Raw genomic sequence first — 24,055 nt, 5'->3', positions numbered from 1 at the left:
GAACAGCTCGCAGGGCGTCAGGAACGCCGGGCTGCGCGGCCTCTCCGCACGGAACTCATGATGAGCAGCGCGATGATCATGACGAAGGCGATCGGCAGACCCCAGAACGGGAAGACGCCGACGACCGGCCAGGCGCCGTGCGCGAAGTCGGCCTGCTTCATGCCGACCGCGGTGCCGATGATGATCGCGAAGAAGCAGACGACCGAGAGGGCCGCGAGCGTCAGCGCGCCGAAGGTGAGGTACCGGTCGATCGGGCGGATCTCCGGTTCGGGGGCTGGCGGCCGTGTGCTCATCCGTCCCAGCCTACCCGCCCCGCGACCGGTAGGCTGGTGGGTGCGGGCTTCCGCACTCCACCCGATCGGATCCCCCGGATCCTTTCGTCCCGAACGATGCAGCGAGGTTTCTCCCATGCCCACCGGCAAGGTCAGGTTCTACGACGACGAGAAGGGGTTCGGCTTCATCACCACGGATGACGGCCAGGACGTCTTCCTGCACGCCACGTCCCTCCCCGCCGGGTCCGCGGTCAAGGCCGGCACCCGCGTCGAGTTCGGCGTCGCCGACGGCAAGCGCGGCCTGCAGGCGCTGTCGGTCCGCGTGCTCGAAGCCCCGGTCAGCCTCGCCAAGACGAAGCGCAAGCCGGCGGACGACATGGCCGTGATCGTCGAGGATCTCGTGAAGCTGCTCGACGGCATCGGCGGCGATCTTCGCCGTGGCCGCTACCCCTCTTCCAGCCACGGGCGCAAGATCGCAGCCGTGCTGCGCAACGTGGCCGAGGACTTCGATGCCTGAGAGCGACGCGGAGCAGGCGGTGTCCGCGACGGACGCGCCCGCCGTCGACGCCGTCGCCCCCGCGGTCGAGAAGCAGTTCTCGGCCGATGAGCCCGTCGCCGTGCTGCCCGTGAACGAGCGCCTGCTCGGGGCACGGGATCTGGCGCTCGCCGCCCTGCACGAGATCACTCCGGCCGCATCCGTCGGCCCGGCCGCGGGGTATCTGCCCGAGGTCGACGGCGTGATCTCGCTGCGCTTCGAGAACCGCCTGGGGGGCTACCCGGGCTGGTACTGGACCGTTTCGGTCGCGCAGGTCGGCGACGAGGAGCCGACCGTGCTCGAGGCCGAGCTGCTGCCGGGTGACGGCGCGCTCCTCGCACCGGAGTGGGTGCCGTGGGCCGAGCGTCTCGCCGACTACCGCGCGCACCAGGCCGAGCTCGCCGCCTCGGCGCAGCACGATGCCGCCGAAGGATCCGGGGAGCTTGCCGACGAGGACCTCGAGGGGGAGTCCGACGTCGACGACCTCGATGAGGACGACCTGGACGACGATCTCGATGAGGACGACGACGCGCCCCGCCTTCACGCGGGCGATCTCGACGGCGTGGACATCGACCAGCTCGACGAGTCCGCGGCGGATGCCGACGACTCCGAGGACGACGACGTCGATGAAGAGGACGACTCCGAAGAGGAGTGAGCCGCGCCACCCCCGGGTGGCTGAGCGAGACGGGCCCGTCGAGTCTTCACTCGACGGGCCCGTTGTCGTCGTCCGGGGCTCAGGCGTCCCGGTGCTCCAGCACGTAGTCGATCGAGCGGATGAGCTGACGCACGTCGTCCGGCTCGATCGAGACGAAAGTCGCGATGCGCAGCTGGTTGCGGCCGAGCTTGCGGTACGGCTCGGTGTCGACGACGCCGTTCGCGCGCAGGGTCTTGGCGATCGCGGAGGCGTCGACGGAATCGTCGAAGTCGATCGTGGCGACGACCGGGGAGCGGTCGGCCGGGTCCGCGACGAAGGGGGTCGCGACCGAGGACGCCTCGGCCCAGCGGTAGAGCTCCTGGGACGACTCGTTCGTGCGGCCGGCGGCCCAGGAGAGTCCGCCGTTGCCGTTGATCCACTGCAGCTGGGAGTCGAGGAGGTGCAGCGTGGTCAGTGCCGGAGTGTTCAGCGTCTGATCGAGGCGCGAGTTGTCGAGGGCGTTCTTCAGGCTGAGGAACTCCGGGATGTACCGGTCGGAGGCCGCGATCCGCTCGATCCGCTCGATCGCCGCGGGGGACACCGCGGCGAACCAGAGGCCGCCGTCGGAGCCGAGGTTCTTCTGCGGGGCGAAGTAGTAGACGTCGGTCTCCGTGACGTCGAAGTCGATGCCGCCTGCGGCGCTCGTCGCGTCGATCACGGTGAGCGCCCCCTCTGCGGCGACACGGCGGATCGGGGAGGCGACGCCCGTGGACGTCTCGTTGTGCGGCCAGGCGTAGACGTCCACGCCCTCGACGACCTCCGCCTCGGCGCGGGATCCGGGCTCGGCGTTGCGGACGTCGGGCGCCTGCAGCCACGGGGTCTTCGCGGCCTTGGCGAACTTGCCGCCGAACTCGCCCGAGACGAGGTTCTGACTGCGGTTCTCGATGAGGCCGAACGCGGCGGCGTCCCAGAAGGCGGTGGATCCGCCGTTGCCGACGATGATCTCGTAGCCCTCGGGCAGGCGGAACAGCGACGCCAGGCCCTCGCGCACGCTGCGCACGAGACCCTTGACGGGCGCCTGCCGGTGCGACGTGCCCAGCAGGCTCGATCCCACGGCCGCGAGGGCGCTCACCTGCTCCGGGCGGATCTTGGACGGACCGCAGCCGAAGCGGCCGTCGACGGGCAGAAGTTCGCGGGGAATCTCGATCGCCATGCACAGATTCTAGGTGTCGGCGCGGGGGCGCCCCCGACCGTGTGACGCCGCGCGACGGTCCGTGCGCGGGGGAACGAGGATCCTGCGCGGCCGGGCACACGACCCCCGTCGTGCGTGCCGGGCCCGTGCAGAGCCGGTGCACATCCGCAGAAGGTAGGCTTGCCTAACAGCCAGCGCCTGCAGAGGCGGCACGACCACCAGGGGGATCCATGGCCGATCTGATCGACACCACGGAGATGTACCTCCGCACCATCCTCGAACTCGAGGAGGAGAACATCGTGCCGCTGCGCGCCCGGATCTCCGAGCGCCTCGGGCACTCCGGCCCCACGGTGTCGCAGACGGTCGGCCGCATGGAGCGCGACGGCCTGGTCGTCGTCTCGGAGGACCGCCGCCTCGAGCTGACCGACGCCGGCCGCCGGAAGGCCGTCGACGTGATGCGCAAGCACCGTCTCGCCGAGCGCCTGCTCTCCGACGTGATCGGGCTGGACTGGGCCTACGTCCATGAGGAGGCCTGCCGCTGGGAGCACGTGATGAGCGAGCAGGTGGAGCGGCGCCTGGTCGAGCTCCTCGGGCACCCCACGGAGTCGCCGTACGGCAACCCGATCCCGGGGCTGGACCAGCTCGGAGGCACCCCGGCGCGCACCTTCGACGAGGGCGTGATCGGTCTCGTCGAGCACATGAACACCGCGGGCACCCCGACCGAGGGCACCGTGCGCCGACTCGCGGAGCCGGCGCAGGTGGATCCGGAGCTGCTGGAGCAGCTGCGCGACGCGGGAGTCGTCCCGGGGGCGCGCGGCCGGTTCCGCTTCAACGAGGGCTACGTGCTCATCGAGGTCGACGGCAAGGACGAGGGGCTCGAGCTGCCCGTCGAGCTGGCGTCGCACATCTTCCTCGTCGCCTGAGCGTCGTCGTCGCCGGAGTGCTCCGCGCGGGGGCCGGCGTCCGCCGCAGCCTGGGCATCACCTGAGTGCCGGGCCCGGAATCCGCGGGAAATCAACGTTCAGCGGATCCCTAGGTCGGTGTGACGCGTTCGTGACTTTCCGGTAGCGTCGAAAGGGCCGTCGTCCTACCCGCCGACGGAGTCCACGGCGCTCGCCTCCTCGGTCCGTCGCCGCCGCGGACAGACGTGTGTCCGCGCCCTGTGCGGACCGAACGCACGACGACGGACCGACGCGGCAGCGCGTCGAGGCCGGAGGACAGACTTTGCCTGAGACCACGATCGAGACGAAGACCGCCGCGACGCCCGACCGCTCGCCGGCAGGCTCCCGAGCCGCCGGGCTGGTGCGTCCCGTGCGCACCGTTGCCATCCTGGGTGCCGTCGGCGCGCTCGTCGCCGCCATCGCGCTCCCCGCCTTCGCCTCCGCCAGCGGGCCGGCCACGGCCGCCCCCGTGACCACGGAGCAGCTGGCGGCCGACAACGCGCAGTCCATCGTGGTCGCCTCCGAGGCGACGCAGGCGCCGAGCGCACGCGAGCAGTTCACCGCGACGACTCCCGACGAGATCGAGAAGCGCAAGGCGGAGGAGGCCGCGGCCGCCCGCGCCGCGGCCGCCGCGGCGACCGTGGCGTCGGCCTCGCGACCCTCCATCGCCGGTCTCGCCCTGGTGGCGCCGGGCTCGGGGGCCGTCCGCTACCCGGTGACGAGCTTCACGCCCGGCGAGGGGCCCGGATCCGGTCGCGGCCATGAGGGCTGGGACATGATCGCGCCCGAGGGCACCCCGATCTACGCCGCGGCCGCCGGCACCGTGACCGCCTCGGCCGAGAGCATCGGCGGGTACGGCGTCTCGATCATGATCATGAGCAACATCAACGGCACCATGGTGGAGACCCGTTACGGGCACATGGTCTACGGGAGCCGGATGGTGCAGGCCGGAGAGCAGGTCTCGGCGGGACAGCTCATCGGCCTGGTCGGGAACACCGGCAACTCCTACGGATCCCACCTGCACTTCGAGGTGCGCATCGGCGGCTCCGTGCTCGACCCCGAACCCTGGCTGGCCGCCAACGCCGGCTGATCCCGTCGCCCGCCGACTGCGGATCCCGTTGCCTGCCGACCGCTGATCCCGTGTGCTCGGGGGCATGCCCGGAGATGTTCCTGGGAATCGAGGGGTGACAGCATCATCACGATCGGGTAACGTCAGGGAGGTCGTCGGCGAGAAGCCCGCCGTCGATCACCGTGGCGGTAGCCTCCCGGTTCGTCACCGTCACGGTCACCCGAGCACGGCGCAGGTCGTCGTGCATGCGAATTCGGACGGACCGGCGCTCGCGCCGAGGCCTGGAGGAAGCCCTGTGGCTGGAGAACTCGAGCAGACCTCGACGTCCGAGACGGCACGCGTGAGGACGCGGGAGAGGTCGGTCGGGCGATCCGTGGTGCGACCGCTGCGCACGGTGGCGATCCTCGCCGCCGTGGGGGCGCTCGTGACGGCGATCGCGCTTCCCGCCCTGGTCACCGGGGCGCCCGCGTCGGCCGGAGCATCCCCGGCCACCGCGCAGCAGCTCGCCGCGCACAACGCGCAGTCCATCGTCGTCGCCTCCGAGGCGACGCAGGCGCCGAGCACGCGCGAGCAGTTCACCGCCACCACGCCCGACGAGATCGCGAAGAAGAAGGCCGACGAAGAGGCCGCACGCGCCCTCGAGGCCGCCAAGGCCGCCGCCCTCGCGTCCCTCTCGTCGCCGACCACTGCTTCGGTCCGCACGAGCATGCCGTCCATCGCCCTGCCCGGACAGGTGATCTACCCGATGGCGGCCGGCAGCTACACGCTGAGCGACGGCTTCGGTGCCGCCCGGACCGGCCGCAGCCACATGGGACAGGACTTCGCCGCGCCGATCGGCACCCCGATCTACGCGATCTCGGACGGCTGCGTGCAGATCTCGCAGAGCGACTACGGCGGGTACGGCGACACGGTCCAGATCTCCCACCCCGCCCTCAGCGGCTCGGGTGCGCTCTCCACGCTGTACGGCCACATGAGCTACCGTGCGGTCTCCGTCGGGCAGTGCGTCACCGCGGGGCAGTACCTCGGCGAGGTCGGCAACACCGGCTGGGTCTCCGGATCCTGCCTGCACTTCGAGGTGCTCATCAACAACACCGAGATCGACCCGCTCGCCTGGCTCCAGGCCAACGTGCTCTGAGGCGTTCCCATGCGGCGCGGCAGCCCGCGCCCCCTCGGCGCGGCTCCTTCGCGTCCCGCGGTCGGCGACCCGACACGGGCGGCGTTCACCGGATGTTCCCCGCCTCGTCGTCGGCCCATGGGTTAGCCTGAGTCCGTCGTCGCAAGGGCGGAGGAACACGATGGGACGAATACCGGGACACCGAACCACGGATGCACTCGGTCGACTCGTCCTTCGGCATTGCCCGCTGGATCTGCACGGATCACCCGTGCGCTCACGGCGCTGTCTCTCGTAGACGGCGCCGTTTTCGTATCCAGCGGACCCTCCGCCTGCGCACGGTCGAGAGCCCGGGAAGCCGTCCCGGGCGAATCGAAGGGATGCAGGATGCGCACACTGGTGCTCAACGCAGGGTACGAACCGCTCGCGATCGTGTCGTTCCGACGCGCTCTCGTCCTGGTGATGAACAAGAAGGCGTCGGTCGTCGCATGCGTCGACGACGATCCGGTCCGGGCGGCGAACGCGCGTTTCGACCGGCCCGCCGTGATCGTGCTCAGTCGCTACGTGCGGATGCCGAGAACCCGGTACGCGCCGGTGACAAGACGAGGGGTGCTGCGCCGCGACGGCAACCGCTGCGGCTACTGCGGGAAGTCCGCCTCCACGATCGACCACGTGCTGCCGCGCTCCCGCGGCGGCAAGAACTCCTGGGAGAACCTCGTCGCGTGCTGCCTGCGCTGCAACAACGTCAAGAGCGACCGCACGCCCCAGGAGATGGGGTGGGCGCTCAGGCTCACCCCTGCGCCACCGCGCGGGACGGGATGGACGGTGCGCGGCTCCGAGCGCAGCGACCCCCGCTGGGAGCCCTATCTGGCGATGGCTGCATAGCGCGCACGCCGGATCGTTAGACTGGTGCTGCGCCTTCGTAGCTCAGTCGGATAGAGCGGCCCTCTCCTAAAGGGCAGGTCGCAGGTTCGAATCCTGTCGGGGGCACGAGCAGGAAGGGACCGCCCGGAGGGTGGTCCCTTCCTGCTCTGTCGTCTCCGGCGGCCGAGGCTCCGTTCGCCCAGGGGCCCTGCTCTGTCGTCTCCGGCGGTGGGCGCACTTCAAGGTGCCTTTTGTACGGTTCGACAATCACACTCACAATGGGGTTACGAACAAAGAGTGAGGTGTTGAAGTGGAGCAGAGCAGCGCAGCCGGACAGCGCCCCGTCGTCGTGGAGGTCTGGGCGGACCTCGGGTGCCCCTGGTGCTATGTCGGCAAGCACCGGCTTCAGCGCGCAATCGAAGAGCGGCCCGACGCGGGCCGCTTTCAGCTGAGGATCCGATCGTTCGAGCTCAACCCGGATTCCCCGAAAGAGCCGGAGCCGATCGCCGCCGTCTTCATGCGCAAGCACGGAGGTGATCCTGCGGTCGTCCTCGAGGCGGAGAAGCGCATCCAGGGCATCGCGAAGAGCGAAGGGCTGGCGTTCGACCTCGACCGCATGAACGCCAACACGTTCGACCTGCACCGCGTGATGCACTTCGCCGAGGAGACTGGCAAGGGGCTCGAGTTCTTCTCGCAGGTCCAAGATCGGTTCTTCTCCGGCGAGATCGACCCTTACGATGCGGACGTCGTCGTCGACCTGGCGGAGTCTCTCGGCCTCGACGGCGACCGCGTGCACTCGATCCTCGACGGCGACGAGTTCGCCGATGCCGTCCGCGCCGACGCCTCCGAAGGCGCCGCGCTGGGCGCGCAGGGGGTGCCGTTCATGGTGTTCGGCCGCCGGCTCGCGGTGTCCGGCGCCCAGTCGGTGGCCATCTACGGCCAGGCCCTCGACCAGGTGGTCGGGATGCTCTCGTCCGAGAATCCGGGGGCGTGACCGAGCAGGCCCCGGTCTCTGCGTCCCCTTGCCTCGCCTCCTACCCGATCCCACGAAAGGAACGACGCCCATGCGCGCTCTGCAGATCACCGAGTACGGCGACAACAGCGTCCTGACCATCGCCGAGGTGGCGCTACCAGCCCCCGTCGCCCGACAGGTCCTCATCGATGTCGAGGCCGCGGCGCTGAACCCGCTCGATGCGACGCTCCGCGCCGGATACGCCCAGGCGCTCATGCCTCTGCGGTTCCCCGCGACCCTCGGCGGCGATGTGGCGGGCGTGGTCGCCGGCGTCGGGCCGGACGTGACCGAGTTCGCCGTCGGCGACCGCGTCTACGGCAACGCCTACACGCTGCTGGGAGGCAGCGGTGCGATCGCCGAGCAAGCCCTTGTCCAGGCCGATAATCTCGCACCGATCCCCGTGGGCCTGGACTTCGTCGATGCCGCGTCGATGCCGGTTGCCGGAACGACCGCCGTCGAGGCGATCGATCACAGCCTGAAAGTGCAGTCCGGCCAGCGGGTCTTCATCAGCGGTGGCTCGGGCGCCGTCGGTTCGGCAGCCGTCCAGCTGGCCAAGCACCTCGGTGCCTACGTCGCCACCACCGCCAGCGGAGACGGTGTCGACCTCGCCCGCGCGCTGGGCGGAGACGAGGTGTTCGATCACGCGAGCAGTGACTTCTCCGAGCATCTCAGCGACTTCGACGCCGTCCTCGACGGTGTGGGCGGCGCCTCTCTGGACAAGGCCTACGGCATCCTCAGGCGCGGCGGCACGCTCGTCAGCGTCAGTGGTGAGATCGACCAGGCCCAGGCGGACCAGCGGGGACTGAAGGTCATCAGACAGGGCGCGCAGTCCGACGGCGTCCTGCGCGAGCTCACCGCGTACCTCGCCGATGGCGTGATCACTCCACGAGTGGGTCGCACCTACCCCTTGGAGGAGGCGGTGGCCGCCTTCGCGGCCCTGGAGAACCGCAGCGTGCGGGGCAAGATCGTCATCGTGCCCTGACCACGCGCCGTCAGGCGAGCCCCGGATGGCATGTTCGGAGGACGCCCTCCAGGTCCGCAGGCCCAGGTCCGCAGGCGCGCGCGCACGCTCACCCGAGCGCCGCCGACGGGTCGGAGGAGTGGGGGCTGCGGTCCGCGGCGGTCTTCTCGCGTCCGACGCCGGTCAGCTCGTGCGCACGTCGGCTGGCGGCGACGTCCTCGTGATGGCTGGCCGCCCAGCCGGCGAGCGTCATCACGGCCTCCAGCAGCGAGCGGCCGAGCGTGGTCAGGGCGTACTCGACCCGTGGCGGCACCTCGGCGTATGCGGTGCGCGTGACCAGACCGTCGCGTTCCAGGGCCTTCAGCGTCACCGTGAGCATTCGCTGGGAGATGCCGGGAATGCTCGCCTGCAGGTCGGAGTAACGCAGCGGTCCGGATCCCAGGGTGCTGATGATCAGGACCGTCCACTTCTCCCCGATCCGATCGAGCACCTCGCGGATGAACGTGCTCTCCTCCGGCCATGCCTGGCACGGCCCGCTGATCGTCTTGGCCCTGGCCATCTCGCACACCCTTCATCCCGGAATGGCTGCAGACCGTCCGGTCTGCTACCGCACTACAAGTATGTGACCAGGACGGAACAGGAACGCGCTCCCTCACCAGATCTCCGAGGGCCGCGGCCTCGTGTCGCATTCCCCGCGGGAGGCAACGGAAAGGGGTCATCCCGCGGGATGACCCCTTTCCGCTGCGTGTCGCGGACTGCTTCTTATCGCGGTCAGTGCGCGGCGCGGTACGCCGCGACCACGTCGGCCGGGATGCGGCCGCGCTCGGAGAGCTTGTGGCCGTTCTCGCTGGCCCAGGCGCGGATCGACGCGGTCTCCGGGTTGCGGTTGGGACGCTTGGACGCCGCGGAGGGACGGCCGCCGCCGGCCCGCTGCGTGCGTCGTGCGGATGAGATGTAGGACGCGAGCGCGGCGCGCAGTTCTGCCGCGTGCGCGCTGGTCAGGTCGATCTCATAGGCGGATCCGTCGAGCGAGAAATGCACGGTCTCGCCTTCTCCGACCTCGAGAACCGTGCCGTCGATATCGTCGACGAGCTGATGAACGATTTTGCGTGCCATGTCGACAAACCTACGGGCAGGAAATGCGCTTGGCAATCATTGGAATGCGGAATGTCAGGAATGACCGGGGTCGATGAGTTTCAGCCCGATAATGCATCCCACCAATCCGAGGATGAGCAGGATCCGGATCCAGGACACATCCGAATCGCCGGTGATCATTGCCCAGATCACCGTGAGGGAGGCGCCGATTCCGACCCAGATCGCATAGGCGGTGGCGGTCGGGATCTCGCGCATCGCCCAGCCCAGTCCGAACATCGATGCCGCGAGGCCGACGACGAAGACGACCGTCGGCCACAGTCTGGTGAAGCCCTCGGATTTGCCGAGTGCCGTCGCCCAGACGGCTTCGCACATTCCCGAGATGATGAGCACGATCCACGCCATGGCGGGCCTCCTGAGAGCCAGTCTTTTCGCTGTCCGGGTACTGGCCCGCCTCGTCCGGGTGCGCAATGCGCTGTGTTCAGGATAGCGAGCGCACCTGTGCAGGAGCAGGGCAGGATCGTTCCGCAGTCGGCGACGTTCCGCAGTCGGCGACGTTCAGGGAATCAGGCCGTCGCGACGCGCCCGTGCCACGGCCGCATGCCGGGTCGGAGCATCGAGTTTCGCCATCGCCGTGCCGAGGTACGCCTTCACCGTGGATTCGCGCAGTCCCAGTTCTTCGGCGATCCCCGCATTCGTCTGCCCGAGGGCCGCGCAGGCGAGCACATCGAGTTCCCGCGGCGAGAGACGAACTTCGGAGGTGCTCGGCGGGCGCGCGGACGAGGCGAGCGCGAGCAGTCGGCGTTCGACGTCGCCGATGCGCGCGCGCACGCTCGTGTCCTGCACCAGGGCCGCGATCGAGCGCAGCTCGGCGAAGCTCGCGCGCAGCTCTTCACGATGAGCCGGGGTCAGCGTCGGCGGGGGAGAGGGGGTGCTGGTCGTGCGCACGCGGCGCTCGACCTCTTCGCGGATGCGCAGCTCGACCGCCAGCGCGTCCGCGATCTGCATCGCCGGGGCTGTCGCGACCCCGTCGGAGGACGGCTCGTCCCAGGAGCCGGCGTACAGCACGCCGCGCGGACGGCCCGAGACGACCACCGGGATCGCCAGCAGGGTGCGCAGGCCCTCGCCGAGCACGTATCCGTCGTAGTCGTGGGTGATCTGCTGCGACGAGCCGTAGTCGTGGGTCATCCGCGGGCGCAGCTCGGTCATCGCCCGTCCGCCGAGTCCCCGCTGCGGCTGGACGCGCAGACCTTCGAGGCTGCGGGTGCGGGAGCCGACGATCGACGTGACCGGCACCTCGCCGTCGGAGAGCAGCCCGCCGAACGCGACCGGGAAGCGGGTGCGGCGGATCAGCTCGCGCACGGCCTGCGCGACCAGATCCGCATCGGATCCGACTGTCTCGAAGGTGCTCACCGACTACCAGCTTCCGGGGGCGACGTCTACGTCTGCGCCCTTTGTCGCGTCGACGCTATCACCTGGCCGGGAGGAGCATCGAGCCCTTGCCCTCCTGCTTGCGGACCGGGTCGCGTCCGCCCCGGCGGCCTACACGCCGGGGCGGACGCCGTCCACGGGCGGGCGGCGCGCGGCGGCGTCGGCCTCGAGGTCCAGGAGGTATCGCTTGCGTTCCGGGTGCGCGCCGTACTCGCCGGGGGAGCCGTCGGCGCGCACCACCCGGTGCACGGGCACCACGATCGAGAACGGCGTGTTCCGGCACGCCGTGCCGACGGCCCTGGCCGCCCCCGGGCTGCCCGCGAGCGCCGCCACCTCGCCGTAGCTCGCGCTCTCGCCCCAGGGGATCTCGCACACCGCCTGCAGCGCGCGGCGCGTGAAGCCGTGCGCGAGCCGCCAGTCGAGCGTCAGCTCCGCATCGAAGCGCACGGGCTCGCCGTCGAAGTAGGCGCGCAGCAGCTCGTCGACCTCGGCGCCGGCCCCCGGATCCGGCTCGGGCAGGGCGTGCAGCATCCGCGAGACGGCTTCGAGCGCCCAGGGCGAATCGCGGTGCATCCCTTCCGGGAGGTCGAACGAGACCAGGCCGTCGTCGGAGAAGACGAGAAGGGCGTCCCCGAACGGGGTGTCGGCGAAGTCGTAGCGGAAACTCATGTCCCCATCCTCGGTCACGTCGCCGACGGGGGCAGCGGAGGAGGCGCAATCGGTGCACTGAAACCGGAAAAGGCCCGCTGTGGAGGAAGAAAGCGGCTGAATCCGGCAAAACCCAGCGGATCAGACGACTCCATCCGCCCGACACGCCTAGTCTTTGTCGTGTGTGGCGACGTGACGGGAAGAACGCGGAGGAGAAGTCCGTGACGCCCGGCGACGTCGACGTGGCGGAGCCGGGAGTGCGCGTCGCCCATGCGGCGACGACCGAGCGCGCACGTCTGCGCGCCGAGGCGGCCCAGCTCGGCGGCCCCTCGCCGCTGACCGCGTACCGCGACGTCTCGGCGAGCGGGATCGACATCTCCCGCGCCCATCCCGGCAGCCTGCCGCAGTTCATCACCGGCCGCTCCACCCTGCTGTCGAACCTGTTCCGGGACGAGGTGGGCCTGCGTAACGCGCGACTCGCGGCCGATCGGATCACCGCGAAGAACACCGAGCTGCGGACCGTGCGCGGGCTCGACGCGGTGCATCTCGCCGTCGGACTGTGCACCTGGCGCATCGGCGGCGTGGACTACGCCGCGCCGATGCTGCTGCGCCCCCTGGCGATCCGCCGCCACTATGCCGACTACGAGCTGAAGCTGCACGGTCAGTTCTTCCTCAACCCGGAGCTGGTGCGCATCGCGCGCGACCATTTCGGCATCACCATCGACGACGCCCGGCTCGCCGCCCTCGCCTATCAGAACGGGGTGTTCGCGCCCCAGCCGGCGATCGACATGCTGCGCGCGGCGACGAAGTCCGTCGACACGTTCTCCGTCCAGCCCCGGATGGTGGTCTCGACGTTCGCGGACGTGGGCACCGCGATGGCCCGCGACGCGCACGATCTCGACCACCCCATGCTCAACGCCCTCGCCGGCCATGCGGCCGACCGGGAGCGCGTCACCGCTCCCGGCCCGATGCCGTCGACGGCGGGCCCCGACGACCGGGCCCCCGCCTCGGACAACCTGCTCCTCGATGCGGATCACGAGCAGGAGCAGGTGCTCGCCCGCATCGCCGCGGGCCATTCGCTCACCGTGTCGACGCTGCCCGGCACCGGCGGCACCCAGACCGTCATCAACGCGATCGGCGAGCTCGTGCGCGCCGGGCGTCGGGTGCTCGTCGTCTCTCCGCGCCGCTCCACGCTCGACGGCGTGCGGCACCGCCTCAGCGGCATCGGCCTCGACGGCTTCGCGGTGTCGCCGGCGTCGGTGCGCCGCGACCTCGTGCGGGCGATCGGGCGCAACGAGAAGGCCGCCGCGCCCAAGCTCGCCGAGATCGACGACGCCCTGCTGCGGTTGCGCACCGTGCTGCGCGACTACCGGCGCGCACTCACCGAGAAGGATCCGGCTCTGGGAGCCAGTGTGCTGGATGCCACCCGGATGCTGACCCGGCTCGCCCTGCTCCCCACGCCGCCGACCACGACGGCGCGCCTGGGGCGCGCGGCGCTGCAGAGCCTCGCGGAGGATCGGTCACAGGCCGCCGAAGCCCTCGCGCAGGCCGCGCGACTCGGCGAGTTCCGCTTCGGCCCGGACGACTCGCCCTGGTACGGGGTGGTGTTCTCGTCCTCGGACGAGGCCCACCGCGTGCACGCGCTCGCGGAGAGCCTGCATGCCCGCACGGTGCCGGATCTGCTCGAGCAGGGGTATGAGCTCGTCGCGCAGACACGGATGCGTCCTTTCGCGACGATCGCCGAGTTCGGCGAGTACCTGCAGCTGCTGCGCGGCGTGCGCGACTCCCTGGACCGTTTCACGCCCGCGGTGTTCGAGCGGCCGCTGGGTGAGCTGATCAAGGCGCACGGCAGCAGGCGGGACGCCCCGACGATGACCGGCGCGAACCGCCGGCGCCTCCGTCAGCTCGCCAAGGAGTACGTGCGCCCCGGCGCGCACGTGGGGGATATGCACGAGGCGCTCAGCCGCATCCAGGCGCAGCGCACCGAATGGCAGCGCTACGTCGACGCGGGGGTCGCCCCGGAGGTGCCGCTCGGGCTCGCCGACGCGTCGGCCGCCTGGCGCGACGTCGATGCGCAGCTCGCCGAACTCGACACCGCGCTGGGGCGGCGGGAGCCGCTCTCGGCGCTGCCGGTGGCGCGCCTGCTGCGGACGCTCGCGGGACTCGCGGCGAGATCCGACGTGTTCGAGAACCTCATCGAGCGGGCCCGGATCCGTGACGAGCTCGCCGCGCTCGGCCTCGAGCCGCTGCTGCTGGACCTCTCGACGCGCCATCTGTCCGAGGACCGGGTCGGCGCCGAGCTCGAGTACGCCTGGTGGCAGTCGCTGCTCGAGCAGGCGCTGCGCCAGAACCGCTCGCTGCTGGGCGCGAACACCTCGGTCGTCGATCAGCTGGAGCGCGATTTCCGCCTCGTCGACGAGGCGCACGCCGGTGCGGCGGGCCCGCTGCTGGCCTGGCAGCTGAGCGGCCAGTGGAAGATCGGGATCGTGGACGAGGCGGTGGAGGCGCAGAACCTCCGCCACGCCCTCTCGCAGCACCGCACCACGGTCGCGGAGCTGGTGGCCGCAGCCCCGACGCTCATGCGCGTGCTCGCACCGGTGTGGATCGCGTCTCCCTACCAGGTGCCCGACCTGCCCGACTCCGCCGAGTTCGACACGGTGATCCTCGTCGACGCCGCGGCGATCAACCTGGCCGAGGCGACGCCGGCGATCCGCCGCGCCCGCCAGATCGTCGCGTTCGGCGACCCGGTGCTGCAGAAGCCGACGCCGTTCCAGGTGGCGACCGTGCCCGCCGAGGACCGGGATGACGAGGAGCCCTTCGACGAGGTCTCCGTGTTCGAACGGCTCTCCGAGCTGCTCCCGGTCGTCACCCTCACGCGCAGCTATCGCGCGGGCGGCGAGGATCTCGCCTCCCTCATCAACGACGCGTTCTACGGCGGCGAGATCGCGTCGCTGCCGTGGGCGGGGTCCTATCTCGGACGCGGATCGCTGACGGTCGACTACGTGACGGGCGGCGTGGGCATCCCGAACCCGGTGACGGGTGCGATGGAGAGCCCCGAGGCCGAGGTCGCGCGCGTGGTGACCCTCGTCGTCGAGCACGCCGTGCACCGCCCGGCGGAGTCGCTCATGGTGGTCACGGCGAGCCGCACTCATGCGGAGCGGGTGTTTGCGGCCGTGTCCGTCGCCTTCGCCGGCCGCAGCGACGTCGCGGAGTTCGTCGGCCGGGACACGCAGGAGCCGTTCGTCGTGCTGACCCTCGAAGAGGCGGCGGCCGAGAGTCGGGACCGGGTGATCTTCTCCCTCGGGTTCGGCGTCACCAAGCACGGACGCGTGCTCAGCGACTTCGGCGACCTGTCGTCTCCCGACGGCGACCGTCTGCTCACGATCGGCATGACCCGGGCTCGCCGGTCGATGGTGATCGTCTCCTCGATCCGCCCGTCGTCCTTCGACGAGGGGCGTCTCGAGCATGGCGCCGCGACGCTCATGTCGATCCTCGGCGACCTCGCCGGCCACGCGCGCGAAGAACGGGCGGAGGACCAGGCGGATCCGCTCACCCTCGCCCTCGCGCGGGAGCTGCGGCGTCTCGGAATCGCCGTCGACGTCGACTACCGCGGACTGCTGCCGCTGGTCGCCCAGCACGCCGGCAAGGCGGTGGTCATCGAGCCCGACCCCGAGTCCCGCCCCGAGTCGCTCCGCGAGACGCTGCGGTTGCGCCCGCAGGTGCTGCGCCGCCTGGGGTGGCATTACATCCGCGTGCACGCCTTCGATCTGTACAGCGACCCGGCCGGCGTCGCGCGGCGCATCGGCGAGGTGCTCGGGGTGCCGCTGGACGCGCCGCGGGTGGACGGCGACACGCAGCCGCTCGACGTCGGCGATGCCTGAGGGCCCCGAGGCCTCCGACGGACCGGGGCCGGAGGGATCCGGATCCCGCCAGCGGATCGTCCGCGTGCGCGGATCCCGGCGGGCGAAGCTGACACCGGCGCCCGGGACGCACGCGGAACCGGATGAGCGCGACCGCCCCGCGCCGGCGGCGGGTCCGGCGTCCGGCGGCCCGAACGACGACCGGATGCGACGCGAGGTGCCGCCGCACTACTGAGGGCGCCGCCCGCAGACGACGACGCCCCGGTCACCGCGAGGGCGCCGGGGCATCGAGGAGACGGTCAGGCCGACTTCTGCTTCTCGAGCAGGTCGCGGATCTGGATGAGCAGCTCCTGCTCGCTCGGAAGGGCCTCGGGCTCCTCCGCGACACCGGCCTTGGCGGCCCGGCGCTGGTTGAAGTGGTTCATCGGCATCACGAACGCGAAGTAGACCACGATGGCGACGGCGAGGAAGTTGATGATCGCGCCGATGATCGCACCGAAGGCGAAGGTCGCGGAGCCCCCGAAGAAGCCGGGAACCGTGAGCTTCAGCGCGTTGTCCAGGCTGTCCGCCTTGAAGAACAGGCTGATGAGCGGGTTGACGAGCGATTCGACCACGACGTTGACGATGGCGGAGAACGCGGCGCCGATGACGACCGCGACCGCCAGATCGACCACGTTCCCGCGGAGGATGAACTCCCTGAACCCCTTGATCATGCTTTTTCTCTCCCCTGAACGTCGGCCTCAGGATCCCGAGGCCGGTGCGGAGGCGGGCGCCGGTTTGGCGCTCGCCGTCGACTCCGCCTTCGATGATGCCCCCGCAGACGACGAGGAGCCGGATCCCGCCCGCGAGTCGGTGCGATAGAAGCCCGAGCCGTTGAAGGTCACGCCGATGGATCCGTACTCCTTGCGCAGCCGTCCCTGGCACTCGGGGCACTCGGTGAGGGCGGAGTCGGAGAACGACTGCACGGCGTCGAAGCGGTGCCCGCACGCGGTGCAGGCGTAGGAGTAGGTGGGCATGGGGCCTCGCAGGTCTCGGTTCGGAAGGATCAGGTCAGGGGGAAGACGACGGTGCGCAGGGGCGTCACCGCGCCGGTGACGGGCTGGTCGTGCACGTCGCTCGGCACCTCGTCGAGGATCTCGGAGTCGAACACGATCGCGTAGACGGGCGGGCATTTCTGCATCGAGCCGAGCGTGCGGTCGAAGTAGCCGCGCCCCCAGCCCATGCGCATGCCGGTGCGGTCCACGGCCGCGGCGGGGATCAGGAGCAGGTCGACCTCGTCCAGGGCCATCGGGTTGAGGATCTCGCCGGTCGGCTCCGGGAGGCCGTGCAGACCGGTCGTGATCTCGTCGTCGGAACCGGCCACCGCCCAGTCGAGCAGGCCGTCCTCACGGGTGATCGGCAGCAGCACGCGGATCCCCTCGGCGACCGCCTCGCGGATGAAGGTGCGCGTCCCCGGTTCGGTCGTGGTGGACAGGAAGCAGGAGATCGAGCGGGACCCGGTCGCGGCCACGAGCGCGTGCAACCGGGCGGTCAGCGCCGCCTCCGCCGCCGCGCGCTGCGCGTCGGACAGCAGGCCGCGGCGCTCGCGCAGGTCGGCGCGCAGCGCGCGTTTCGCGTGGTCGATGGCGCCCGGCATGATCCCGATTCTACCGGGGCTCGCGCGTGGCGTCCGCGGGTCCCTGCCGGGCCATGCGCCCTAAGCTGAGCAGATGACGAAGGCACGCATCAAGGCCGTGATCCCCGCGGCCGGTCTGGGTACGCGCTTCCTGCCCGCCACGAAGGCGATGCCGAAGGAGATGCTGCCCGTCGTCGACAAGCCGGCGATCCAGTACGTGGTCGAGGAGGCCGTGGCCGCGGGCATCGACGACATCCTCGTCATCATCGGACGCAACAAGAACTCCATCTCCGATCACTTCGATCAGATGCCGGAGCTCGAGGGCAAGCTGACCCAGAAGGGCGACCACCGCCGGCTCGCCCGCGTGGTCGCCTCCAGCGACATGGCCGACATCCACTACCTGCGCCAGGGCGAGCCCAAGGGCCTCGGCCACGCCGTGCTGCGGGCGCGGACGCACGTGGGGGACAGCTCGTTCGCCGTGCTGCTGGGCGACGACCTGATGGATGAGCGCGATCCGCTGCTGACCGAGATGATCGCCGAGCACGAGCGCACGGGCGCTGCCGTGATCGCGCTCATGGAGGTCGACCCCGAACAGATCCACCTCTACGGCACGGCCGCGGTCGACGGCACGCCGGAGGGCTCCCCGGGAGACGTCCGGCGCGTGACGGGCCTCGTCGAGAAGCCGGCGCGCGAGGAGGCGCCGTCGAACTTCGCCGTCATCGGCCGCTACGTGCTGCCGGCGGCGATCTTCGACATCCTCGAGCGCACGCCTCCGGGCAAGGGCGGCGAGATCCAGCTCACCGACGCGCTGCAGGAGCTCGCGGCCGACCCGGACGGGCCCGGCGTGCACGGCGTCGTCTTCGGCGGGCGCCGCTACGACACGGGCGACCGCCTGGAGTACATCAAGGCGATCGTGCAGCTCGCCGCCGATCGCGACGATCTCGGGCCTGACCTGCGGGTCTGGCTCAAGGAGTTCGCCGAGGGGATCTGAGCGGCGCATGGACTTCTCGACCCCGATGCGGCATGGGCCGGTGGAGCTGCGGCTCATCCGGCCCAAGGACGCGCGCCCGCTGCAGCACGAACTCGTCACGAACCGCCGCTGGCTGGAGCCGTGGGAGGCGACGCTGCCCGGGCTGCAGACCGGCATCGACATGCGCGTGAGCATCCGGCGGCTGCTGCAGCAGTATCGCGACGGCTCGGGGTACCCGTTCGTCATGGAGTACGGCGGGGCCATCGCCGGGCAGCTCAACATCTGGGGCGTGATGCGCGGCTCCCTGTGCTCGGCGACCATCGGCTACTGGGTGAGCGAGCGCTTCGCCGGGCGCGGGATCACCCCCGCCGCCGTCGCGATGGCGACCGATCTCGCCTTCGCCGAACTCGGCCTGCACCGCATCGAGATCTGCCTGCGACCGGAGAACCGCCCCAGCCTGCGCGTCGTCCAGAAGCTCGGCTTCCGCTATGAGGGCCTGCGGCGCCGGTTCATCCACATCGACGGCGACTGGCGCGATCACCTCGCGTTCTCGCTCGTGCGCGAGGACGTCCCCGAGGGCGTGCTGCGCCGCTGGGCCGAGGGGCGCGTGCCGGCGGACTGGGCCGCAGTGCCGGAGTCGGATCTGCCGCGCTGAGGCAGAGCGGACGCCGAGCCCGCGGACATCGACGCCCCCTCGCAGCATCCTCGCCCCCTCGTATGGCCGTCGGTGCGAGGGGGCACCGATGCTGCGAGGGGGCACCGATGCCGCAAGGGGGCATCGGCGAGAGGCGGAGCAGGCTCAGTTCGCGGCGGGCTCCGGCTCGGGTGCCGTCGGATCCGCGGCGGGCCGGCGGATCCCGATCCAGGACACGACACCGCCGATGGCGAACAGGGCGGCGGTGACCATCGTCGCCGTGTGGAAGCCGGCCAGATTCAGGGTGCCGCCGACGATCGTCGACAGCATCGCCACGACGAGCAGCCCGGCGACGCGCGAGACGGCGTTGTTCACGGCCGAGGCGATGCCGGATCTGCTCTCGTCGATGGATCCGAGGATCGCGGAGGTGAGAGGCGCCACCGTCAGAGACAGCCCCACGCCCAGCACGATCATGGCCGGCAGCACCTGCCACCAGTAGTTGAAGTGCTCGGCCACGAGCAGGAGCAGGAGGGTCCCCGCGGCCATGATCAGCGGGCCGGCGGTCATGAACAGCCGGGGACCGAGTCGCCCGGCGAGGCGTCCCGCCCGCGAGCTGAGCAGGATCATCAGGATCGTGATGGGCAGGCTCGCGAGGCCCGCCTCCGTGGCCTTCAGGCCCGCGCCCTGCTGCAGGTAGACGCCGATGACGAAGCCGTTCAGCGAGAGCGCCGCATAGACGAACAGCGTGGACAGGTTCCCCCAGGCGAAATTGCGCACGCGGAACAGCGACAGCGGCATCAGCGGGTGCGGGCGGCGCTGACGCAGCAGGAAGAGTGCGAGCAGCACGGCGCCGCCGATCCCGGTGAGGAGGATCACGGGGGAGCCCCAGCCCTGGTGCGGCTGCTCGATGAGCGCGTACACGACGCCGCCGAGTCCGATCGCGCAGAGCGCGCCGCTGAGCCAGTCGACCTGGGCGGTGCGTCCCGCCTCGGGCAGGTGCAGGCGCGACAGCAGCACGAGGGTGACGGCGATCGGCAGCACGTTGATGAGGAACACGAAGCGCCAGGACAGCAGGTCGACGAACAGGCCGCCGAGGAGGGGGCCGACCAGCTGCGCGGCCGTCGTGAAGGCCGTCCACACGCCGATCGCCCGCGACTGCACCTCGCCCCGCATGACCGCGGTGATGAGCGCCAGCGAGCTCGGCACCAGCAGCGCGCCCGCGGCGCCCTGCGCCGCCCGCGCGACGATGAGCACGAGCGGGGTGGGCGCTGCGGCGACCGCGATCGACGCAATGCCGAAGGCGACGAGCCCGATCCGCATCACCAGCACCCGCCCGTAGGCGTCCGAGACGGATCCGGCCAGCAGGATGAGCGCGCTGAGGGTGATGAGGTAGGCGTCGACCGCCCACTGCTGCGTGGTGATGCCGCCGCCGAGCTCGCGGCTGATCGCCGGCAGGGCGACGGTCACCACCGTTCCGTCGAGGAAGGTGACGAAGGATGCGAGGACCGCGACCGCGATGACCAGCCGGTGCAGAGGGGTGAACGAGGCCACGGAGCCGACCCTACTCGCCGGAGCGGACGCCGGGGTCGCCGCGCCGGATCCGCGCCGTGCTGACGTCGCGCACGTCCGCATGCGCGTGTCTGCGGGATCCGGGGCGGGCCCTCGCATACCGTGGAGGGCATGAACGGGCCGGTGCTGAGCGGGGGCGTGATCGTCCTGGTCGCGGCGCTGCTGTGGCTGCTCTACTTCCTGCCGTCCTGGCGGGGGCAGCACCAGTACGACGCCGCCGAGCGCAATGCGCTGCGGCTCAATCGCGCACTGCGGGTGCTGGCCGAGACCAGCGAGGCGCCGCGCGAGGTGCAGCTGGAGCTGAACGCGCGCACAGCGCTGGCGCAGCAGCGGCTCGCACGGCGACTGCAGTCCGACCGCGAGCAGGCGGATCTGCAGCGACTGCGCGAGGAGCTCGCCGCGACGCGCGCGGATCCCGCGTTCCGCCGTGCCCGCGCGCGCCGCCGCACGCGCCTGGTCGCCACCGTGCTCCTCGTCGTGGCGCTCGCCGCGGCGGGTCTCGGCGTGTGGCAGTTCCTCGCGGGCGGATCCTCGCTGTTGCTGTGGATCGCAGGAGCCGTCGTCGTGCTGGCGCTCGGCCTGCTGCAGCGGATGGCGGCGGTCGCGCGCCGTGCCGCTCGACGCGCCGCGCGCGTCGCCGGCGCTCCGGCCGTCTCGGTGCCCGTGCGCGAGGCCGAGCTGCACGATCAGGGACCGCGCACCTGGACGCCGCGCACGCTGCCCGAGCCGCTCGTCTCCGTCACGGGGTCGCGCGCTCATGCCGCCCGCGCCACGATCGACGCGCAGACGCTCGCGCGTGAGGCGGCCCGTGCCGCGGAGCTGCAGCGCAGGGCGGACGAGCTGGCGCCGCCGGCTCCCGTCGAGCTGCCGTCGCCTGCTGCCGCGTCGGCCGATGCCGGGGAGCGGACGGCGGAGGCGTCGCCGTACGCCCGGATGGGCTACGTCGACGACGCCGAGATCGAGGCGCACGTGCGCCGGCTCCTCGCCCAGCGCGCAGCAGGCTGAGTCTCTCCGACACGCCCGGCGGGCGCCGCAGACGCGCTGAGGGCACGCGCGCCGGTGAGCCCGTGTTAGGCTTGTCTGGTTCACGGGCCCATGGCGCAGTTGGTAGCGCGCCTCGTTCGCATCGAGGAGGTCAGGGGTTCAAATCCCCTTGGGTCCACCGGAACAGAAGGCCCCGAGCATCACGCTCGGGGCCTTCGTCGTATGCGGATCCGGTCGGAGGACTCCCGCCATCCGCTCGGCTGTGTCGATCAGCCGATTCCGGCGCCCCCGTGGGCAGTCCCACGCGGAGGAGGCTCTCGCCTCCAGAATGACGCGACGGCGGAGCGTATGGATCGGGACTTCGGGTTCCGATCGCGCGCCGAATAAGTTACCATCATGATGGTAACATTTGGTGTCACGCACAGGACGACCTGCCGCGGCTCCTGGGGGAGCGGCACGGGGCGGGGCGGTGTGACAGTGAGGCTCAGAGCAAACAAGGGGACGCAGCATGCTCGATGAGAACAACCGGATCGAAGAGACGGAGTCGGTGGCGCAGAGGCTCCACGGCAGGAGGGCCGTCGTGAAGAGCGCTGCATGGTCGTTGCCGGTGATCGCCGCTGCTGTCGCGGCCCCCGTCTCGACGGCGTCGGTCGCTTCGTTCTGTCAGAGCGTCAGACCCGGCTGGTTCACGAACAGAGTGCTGACGACCCGGCCTCTCGACCGGCCGACGGCGACCATCCCGGGCTCGACGACGGAGTACTACTACGATCCGGCGGTCTATCCGACGATCCGGGTCGGTATGCGCCTCACGTTCACCTACATGGGCGCGGTTCCCCTGGACACGAGCACCTTCGCCATCGGATCCTTCGGCAAGCGGGAGCCGAGCATGGGGATCTACTACGGGGACTGGAAGGTCGTCGCCGGCTCGCTCACGGTGATCTCGCCACCGGGAGTGAGTGCCATCGGGTTCACCCCGACCGACCCCCTCGTCCCGAGCTTCAACCTCTCTGGCGCCTTCCGCCTGGCCGGGCCGATCGTCTCGGGCACGGTCGTCACGATCGAGTGGCAATCGACGAAATCCATCGTCGATCAGCCCGATCTTTCCGATCTGGCCGGTGACAAGCCGTCGGCCGAAGGCTACGTCTGCACGCGGGGCAGGACGGTGCTCAGCCCGGCAGATGGCGCGCAGGTCTCCTACCTCTGGATCACCTGATCGGCACGCGGGGTTCCCGACCCCGCAAGAGAGCTTGCAGGACGCCCGCGTGGCGGCCTGCGGGCGGTGCAGCAGCAGCGGTGCTCCCGGCAACCCGCATCGTCGAGGGGCCGTCGAAACTGCATCGAGTGGGAGGCCGGTCTCGCCCGCCTGAGGAATTCCCCCCGAGTTCCGGCACGGCGGGCGAGCCCGGCTGTCCCGGCGCACGTGCAGCCCTTCTCGCGTGTTCCGATCACCGCGGGCGGCGATAATGGTGCGGTGACCAGGATCCGCGGCTCGTATCGAACGGGCCGAGCGCGTGCCGAGGAGATCCTCGCGGCGGCGCAGGAGCTGTTCATCGCCGAAGGCTACGGTGCGACCTCGTTGCGGGGGATCGCCGCCGCGGTCGGGATCTCCCATCCGGCCCTCCTGAGGTACTTTTCGACCAAGGGAGACGTCCTCACGGCGCTCGTGCGCAAGCTCGACGTCCAGGCGAGCGCCTGGCTGGACGGGTCGGGGGACTCGGATTCGACTGTCCCGGGTCCCGGGGACATCGCCCGCCGCAGTCAGGCCACGCCGGGCTGGGTGGAGCTGTTCACGGCGCTTCTCGGCGAGGCGACCAGCCCCGAGCACCCCGGTCATGAGCTGATGCTCGGTCGCCGGCATGCCGGGCTCGCGCTGGTCCAGCGGCTGCTCGCGCCGTTCAGCCCCGATGACGACAGCGCGCGGGTCGAGGCGCTGAGATTGGCCGCCCTGTGGGACGGTCTGCAGATCCTCTCGCTGTACTTCCCGGGCGAGATCGATCTCCCCGGGCATCTTGACGCGTACGCCGAAGAGATCGAAGCGCACGGTGTGCCGCGCTCTCGCCTCCCCACCGCTCGATCTGCCGACGAGGGTCCCGCTGAGGGCGGGGCGGCGCGATCCCGTCGTCGAGTCGTCATCGAGGCGGCCGCGCGCCGCTACGCACTCAGCGGCTACTACGGAGCGTCGATGCGATCCGTGGCGGAAGAGGCGGGCGTCAGCCTGGCCGCCCTGATCCACATCGCCCCCACGAAGGAGGCGCTGCTGCACCTGGTCGTCAGCGAGCTCTTCGCGGAGAACCTCGAGGACAGCCTGGACTGGATGATGTCGTGGATGTCCTCCATCGGCGACCGTCCGCGATGGCTGAACGCGGCGCAGGTGGTCCTCCTGTGCGAGGCGACGGTGCCGTCGCACCCTGCGCACGACGCTCTGCGTGCCCGCCTGGCGGCCGGACGCGAGGTCGCGAGGGCATCGCTCGAAGGATCGGGCGTCGCGGATGACGTCGCGCGGCCGGTGGCGGATGGGCTCGTGGCGCTCGCTCTGGGGTCGATCGTCGGGTGGATGTACGACGGGTGGGAAGCGGATCCCGCGGTCGTGCTGGGGGACACAGTGACCCGGGTCCTCCGACAGCCGTGACCGTCTGAACCCCGGAGCGCAGGACGCGGCGA

The 24,055-nt window shown here is 70.9% G+C and carries 26 protein-coding genes, 2 tRNA genes and 1 riboswitch; of the genes, 17 read left to right on the top strand and 11 right to left on the bottom strand.

Annotated elements, in window-relative coordinates; all coding sequences use genetic code 11:
• Positions 1–17: 17 nt before the first annotated feature.
• Positions 18–293: a multidrug ABC transporter ATPase gene (locus tag WFJ01_RS08175; RefSeq protein WP_251446241.1), complete on the bottom strand. Its 276-nt coding sequence runs from the start codon at positions 291–293 to the stop codon at positions 18–20.
• Positions 294–408: 115 nt separating this feature from the next.
• On the opposite strand from WFJ01_RS08175, the gene WFJ01_RS08170 reads away from it, so the two are divergent.
• Both WFJ01_RS08170 and WFJ01_RS08165 read left to right on the top strand, forming a co-directional pair.
• Positions 409–789, top strand: coding sequence for a cold-shock protein (locus WFJ01_RS08170; protein WP_251446244.1), 381 nt, complete (start codon positions 409–411; stop codon positions 787–789).
• Complete coding sequence (locus tag WFJ01_RS08165) at positions 782–1,462, top strand: DUF3027 domain-containing protein (RefSeq protein ID WP_336628769.1); 681 nt, start codon at positions 782–784, stop codon at positions 1,460–1,462. Before WFJ01_RS08170 ends, WFJ01_RS08165 begins: the two co-directional genes overlap by 8 nt.
• A 79-nt stretch (positions 1,463–1,541) precedes the next feature.
• Here WFJ01_RS08165 and serC read toward each other — a convergent pair whose 3' ends face one another.
• The gene (gene serC / locus WFJ01_RS08160) at positions 1,542–2,654 is read right to left on the bottom strand and encodes a phosphoserine transaminase (RefSeq protein ID WP_336628768.1); all 1,113 of its coding nucleotides are present in this window, start codon (positions 2,652–2,654) and stop codon (positions 1,542–1,544) included.
• A gap of 209 nt (positions 2,655–2,863) precedes the next feature.
• Between serC and WFJ01_RS08155 the strand changes: the two genes are divergently transcribed.
• From WFJ01_RS08155 to WFJ01_RS08125, 7 genes are all read left to right on the top strand, one after another.
• Complete coding sequence (locus WFJ01_RS08155) at positions 2,864–3,556, top strand: metal-dependent transcriptional regulator (RefSeq protein ID WP_251446253.1); 693 nt, start codon at positions 2,864–2,866, stop codon at positions 3,554–3,556.
• Between the two features lie 301 nt (positions 3,557–3,857).
• Positions 3,858–4,664 (top strand): M23 family metallopeptidase, encoded by an 807-nt coding sequence (locus tag WFJ01_RS08150; protein ID WP_336628767.1) that lies wholly within the window; start codon positions 3,858–3,860, stop codon positions 4,662–4,664.
• A 274-nt stretch (positions 4,665–4,938) separates the two neighbouring features.
• The gene (locus tag WFJ01_RS08145; RefSeq protein WP_292884243.1) at positions 4,939–5,778 is read left to right on the top strand and encodes a M23 family metallopeptidase; all 840 of its coding nucleotides are present in this window, start codon (positions 4,939–4,941) and stop codon (positions 5,776–5,778) included.
• A gap of 363 nt (positions 5,779–6,141) precedes the next feature.
• Complete coding sequence (locus WFJ01_RS08140; RefSeq protein WP_336628766.1) at positions 6,142–6,639, top strand: HNH endonuclease; 498 nt, start codon at positions 6,142–6,144, stop codon at positions 6,637–6,639.
• Between the two features lie 31 nt (positions 6,640–6,670).
• A tRNA-Arg gene (locus WFJ01_RS08135) sits at positions 6,671–6,744 on the top strand.
• A 184-nt stretch (positions 6,745–6,928) separates the two neighbouring features.
• The gene (locus tag WFJ01_RS08130) at positions 6,929–7,612 is read left to right on the top strand and encodes a DsbA family oxidoreductase (RefSeq protein WP_336628765.1); all 684 of its coding nucleotides are present in this window, start codon (positions 6,929–6,931) and stop codon (positions 7,610–7,612) included.
• A 70-nt stretch (positions 7,613–7,682) separates the two neighbouring features.
• The gene (locus WFJ01_RS08125) at positions 7,683–8,612 is read left to right on the top strand and encodes an NADP-dependent oxidoreductase (RefSeq protein WP_336628764.1); all 930 of its coding nucleotides are present in this window, start codon (positions 7,683–7,685) and stop codon (positions 8,610–8,612) included.
• An 88-nt stretch (positions 8,613–8,700) separates the two neighbouring features.
• Here WFJ01_RS08125 and WFJ01_RS08120 read toward each other — a convergent pair whose 3' ends face one another.
• From WFJ01_RS08120 to WFJ01_RS08100, 5 genes are all read right to left on the bottom strand, one after another.
• On the bottom strand, positions 8,701–9,150 hold the full coding sequence (locus WFJ01_RS08120) for a winged helix-turn-helix transcriptional regulator (protein ID WP_251446271.1): 450 nt from the start codon (positions 9,148–9,150) through the stop codon (positions 8,701–8,703).
• 212 nt (positions 9,151–9,362) lie between these two features.
• Positions 9,363–9,707, bottom strand: coding sequence for a histone-like nucleoid-structuring protein Lsr2 (locus tag WFJ01_RS08115; protein WP_292884247.1), 345 nt, complete (start codon positions 9,705–9,707; stop codon positions 9,363–9,365).
• 54 nt (positions 9,708–9,761) lie between these two features.
• Positions 9,762–10,088: a DMT family transporter gene (locus tag WFJ01_RS08110; protein ID WP_251446277.1), complete on the bottom strand. Its 327-nt coding sequence runs from the start codon at positions 10,086–10,088 to the stop codon at positions 9,762–9,764.
• Between the two features lie 11 nt (positions 10,089–10,099).
• Positions 10,100–10,164, bottom strand: a riboswitch (guanidine-III (ykkC-III) riboswitch).
• 77 nt (positions 10,165–10,241) lie between these two features.
• Positions 10,242–11,096: a LuxR C-terminal-related transcriptional regulator gene (locus WFJ01_RS08105; protein WP_336628763.1), complete on the bottom strand. Its 855-nt coding sequence runs from the start codon at positions 11,094–11,096 to the stop codon at positions 10,242–10,244.
• A gap of 129 nt (positions 11,097–11,225) precedes the next feature.
• Positions 11,226–11,783: a methylated-DNA--[protein]-cysteine S-methyltransferase gene (locus WFJ01_RS08100; protein ID WP_336628762.1), complete on the bottom strand. Its 558-nt coding sequence runs from the start codon at positions 11,781–11,783 to the stop codon at positions 11,226–11,228.
• Positions 11,784–11,983: 200 nt separating this feature from the next.
• Here WFJ01_RS08100 and WFJ01_RS08095 point away from each other — a divergent pair, with 200 nt between their 5' ends.
• Positions 11,984–15,643, top strand: a complete 3,660-nt coding sequence (locus WFJ01_RS08095; protein WP_251446286.1) for an AAA family ATPase — start codon at positions 11,984–11,986, stop codon at positions 15,641–15,643.
• Positions 15,636–15,857 (top strand): hypothetical protein, encoded by a 222-nt coding sequence (locus WFJ01_RS08090; RefSeq protein WP_251446289.1) that lies wholly within the window; start codon positions 15,636–15,638, stop codon positions 15,855–15,857. Before WFJ01_RS08095 ends, WFJ01_RS08090 begins: the two co-directional genes overlap by 8 nt.
• 64 nt (positions 15,858–15,921) lie before the next feature.
• On the opposite strand, the gene mscL is transcribed toward WFJ01_RS08090, so the two are convergent.
• The 3 genes from mscL to WFJ01_RS08075 are packed head-to-tail and all read right to left on the bottom strand — an operon-like array spanning position 15,922 to position 17,258.
• Entirely contained in the window at positions 15,922–16,335 is a 414-nt protein-coding gene (mscL, locus tag WFJ01_RS08085) for a large conductance mechanosensitive channel protein MscL (protein ID WP_336628761.1), read from the bottom strand.
• Positions 16,336–16,362: 27 nt separating this feature from the next.
• Positions 16,363–16,638, bottom strand: a complete 276-nt coding sequence (locus tag WFJ01_RS08080) for an FmdB family zinc ribbon protein (RefSeq protein ID WP_251446294.1) — start codon at positions 16,636–16,638, stop codon at positions 16,363–16,365.
• A gap of 29 nt (positions 16,639–16,667) precedes the next feature.
• Complete coding sequence (locus WFJ01_RS08075) at positions 16,668–17,258, bottom strand: 5-formyltetrahydrofolate cyclo-ligase (protein WP_336628760.1); 591 nt, start codon at positions 17,256–17,258, stop codon at positions 16,668–16,670.
• 73 nt (positions 17,259–17,331) lie between these two features.
• Here WFJ01_RS08075 and galU point away from each other — a divergent pair, with 73 nt between their 5' ends.
• Positions 17,332–18,228 (top strand): UTP--glucose-1-phosphate uridylyltransferase GalU, encoded by an 897-nt coding sequence (galU, locus tag WFJ01_RS08070; RefSeq protein WP_251446300.1) that lies wholly within the window; start codon positions 17,332–17,334, stop codon positions 18,226–18,228.
• Positions 18,229–18,235: 7 nt separating this feature from the next.
• Positions 18,236–18,862 (top strand): GNAT family N-acetyltransferase, encoded by a 627-nt coding sequence (locus WFJ01_RS08065; protein WP_336628759.1) that lies wholly within the window; start codon positions 18,236–18,238, stop codon positions 18,860–18,862.
• A 144-nt stretch (positions 18,863–19,006) separates the two neighbouring features.
• Here WFJ01_RS08065 and WFJ01_RS08060 read toward each other — a convergent pair whose 3' ends face one another.
• Complete coding sequence (locus tag WFJ01_RS08060; RefSeq protein ID WP_336628758.1) at positions 19,007–20,392, bottom strand: MFS transporter; 1,386 nt, start codon at positions 20,390–20,392, stop codon at positions 19,007–19,009.
• Between the two features lie 129 nt (positions 20,393–20,521).
• Here WFJ01_RS08060 and WFJ01_RS08055 point away from each other — a divergent pair, with 129 nt between their 5' ends.
• From WFJ01_RS08055 to WFJ01_RS08040, 4 genes are all read left to right on the top strand, one after another.
• Positions 20,522–21,415 carry a hypothetical protein gene (locus WFJ01_RS08055; protein ID WP_251446309.1) on the top strand — a complete coding sequence of 298 codons (894 nt, stop codon included), beginning with the start codon at positions 20,522–20,524 and terminating at the stop codon, positions 21,413–21,415.
• 84 nt (positions 21,416–21,499) lie between these two features.
• A tRNA-Ala gene (locus tag WFJ01_RS08050) sits at positions 21,500–21,572 on the top strand.
• Between the two features lie 330 nt (positions 21,573–21,902).
• Positions 21,903–22,607: a hypothetical protein gene (locus WFJ01_RS08045; RefSeq protein WP_336628757.1), complete on the top strand. Its 705-nt coding sequence runs from the start codon at positions 21,903–21,905 to the stop codon at positions 22,605–22,607.
• Positions 22,608–22,865: 258 nt separating this feature from the next.
• Complete coding sequence (locus WFJ01_RS08040; RefSeq protein ID WP_336628756.1) at positions 22,866–24,023, top strand: TetR/AcrR family transcriptional regulator; 1,158 nt, start codon at positions 22,866–22,868, stop codon at positions 24,021–24,023.
• Positions 24,024–24,055: the final 32 nt, after the last annotated feature.

Origin of the sequence: Microbacterium sp. MMO-35 (genome assembly GCF_037147555.1) — a bacterium.
Taxonomy (GTDB): Bacteria; Actinomycetota; Actinomycetes; order Actinomycetales; family Microbacteriaceae; genus Microbacterium.
This window is presented reverse-complemented; position numbering and strand designations above follow the sequence as displayed.

What these genes read in the sequence shown, in the direction of transcription:
- WFJ01_RS08175 (WP_251446241.1), bottom strand. Translation starts at nt 293, where the DNA reads ATGAGCACACGGCCGCCAGCCCCCGAACCGGAGATCCGCCCGATCGAC.
- WFJ01_RS08170 (WP_251446244.1), top strand. Translation starts at nt 409, where the DNA reads ATGCCCACCGGCAAGGTCAGGTTCTACGACGACGAGAAGGGGTTCGGC.
- WFJ01_RS08165 (WP_336628769.1), top strand. Translation starts at nt 782, where the DNA reads ATGCCTGAGAGCGACGCGGAGCAGGCGGTGTCCGCGACGGACGCGCCC.
- serC (WP_336628768.1), bottom strand. Translation starts at nt 2,654, where the DNA reads ATGGCGATCGAGATTCCCCGCGAACTTCTGCCCGTCGACGGCCGCTTC.
- WFJ01_RS08155 (WP_251446253.1), top strand. Translation starts at nt 2,864, where the DNA reads ATGGCCGATCTGATCGACACCACGGAGATGTACCTCCGCACCATCCTC.
- WFJ01_RS08140 (WP_336628766.1), top strand. Translation starts at nt 6,142, where the DNA reads ATGCGCACACTGGTGCTCAACGCAGGGTACGAACCGCTCGCGATCGTG.
- WFJ01_RS08125 (WP_336628764.1), top strand. Translation starts at nt 7,683, where the DNA reads ATGCGCGCTCTGCAGATCACCGAGTACGGCGACAACAGCGTCCTGACC.
- WFJ01_RS08120 (WP_251446271.1), bottom strand. Translation starts at nt 9,150, where the DNA reads ATGGCCAGGGCCAAGACGATCAGCGGGCCGTGCCAGGCATGGCCGGAG.
- WFJ01_RS08115 (WP_292884247.1), bottom strand. Translation starts at nt 9,707, where the DNA reads ATGGCACGCAAAATCGTTCATCAGCTCGTCGACGATATCGACGGCACG.
- WFJ01_RS08110 (WP_251446277.1), bottom strand. Translation starts at nt 10,088, where the DNA reads ATGGCGTGGATCGTGCTCATCATCTCGGGAATGTGCGAAGCCGTCTGG.
- WFJ01_RS08100 (WP_336628762.1), bottom strand. Translation starts at nt 11,783, where the DNA reads ATGAGTTTCCGCTACGACTTCGCCGACACCCCGTTCGGGGACGCCCTT.
- WFJ01_RS08090 (WP_251446289.1), top strand. Translation starts at nt 15,636, where the DNA reads ATGCCTGAGGGCCCCGAGGCCTCCGACGGACCGGGGCCGGAGGGATCC.
- mscL (WP_336628761.1), bottom strand. Translation starts at nt 16,335, where the DNA reads ATGATCAAGGGGTTCAGGGAGTTCATCCTCCGCGGGAACGTGGTCGAT.
- WFJ01_RS08080 (WP_251446294.1), bottom strand. Translation starts at nt 16,638, where the DNA reads ATGCCCACCTACTCCTACGCCTGCACCGCGTGCGGGCACCGCTTCGAC.
- WFJ01_RS08075 (WP_336628760.1), bottom strand. Translation starts at nt 17,258, where the DNA reads ATGCCGGGCGCCATCGACCACGCGAAACGCGCGCTGCGCGCCGACCTG.
- galU (WP_251446300.1), top strand. Translation starts at nt 17,332, where the DNA reads ATGACGAAGGCACGCATCAAGGCCGTGATCCCCGCGGCCGGTCTGGGT.
- WFJ01_RS08065 (WP_336628759.1), top strand. Translation starts at nt 18,236, where the DNA reads ATGGACTTCTCGACCCCGATGCGGCATGGGCCGGTGGAGCTGCGGCTC.
- WFJ01_RS08055 (WP_251446309.1), top strand. Translation starts at nt 20,522, where the DNA reads ATGAACGGGCCGGTGCTGAGCGGGGGCGTGATCGTCCTGGTCGCGGCG.
- WFJ01_RS08045 (WP_336628757.1), top strand. Translation starts at nt 21,903, where the DNA reads ATGCTCGATGAGAACAACCGGATCGAAGAGACGGAGTCGGTGGCGCAG.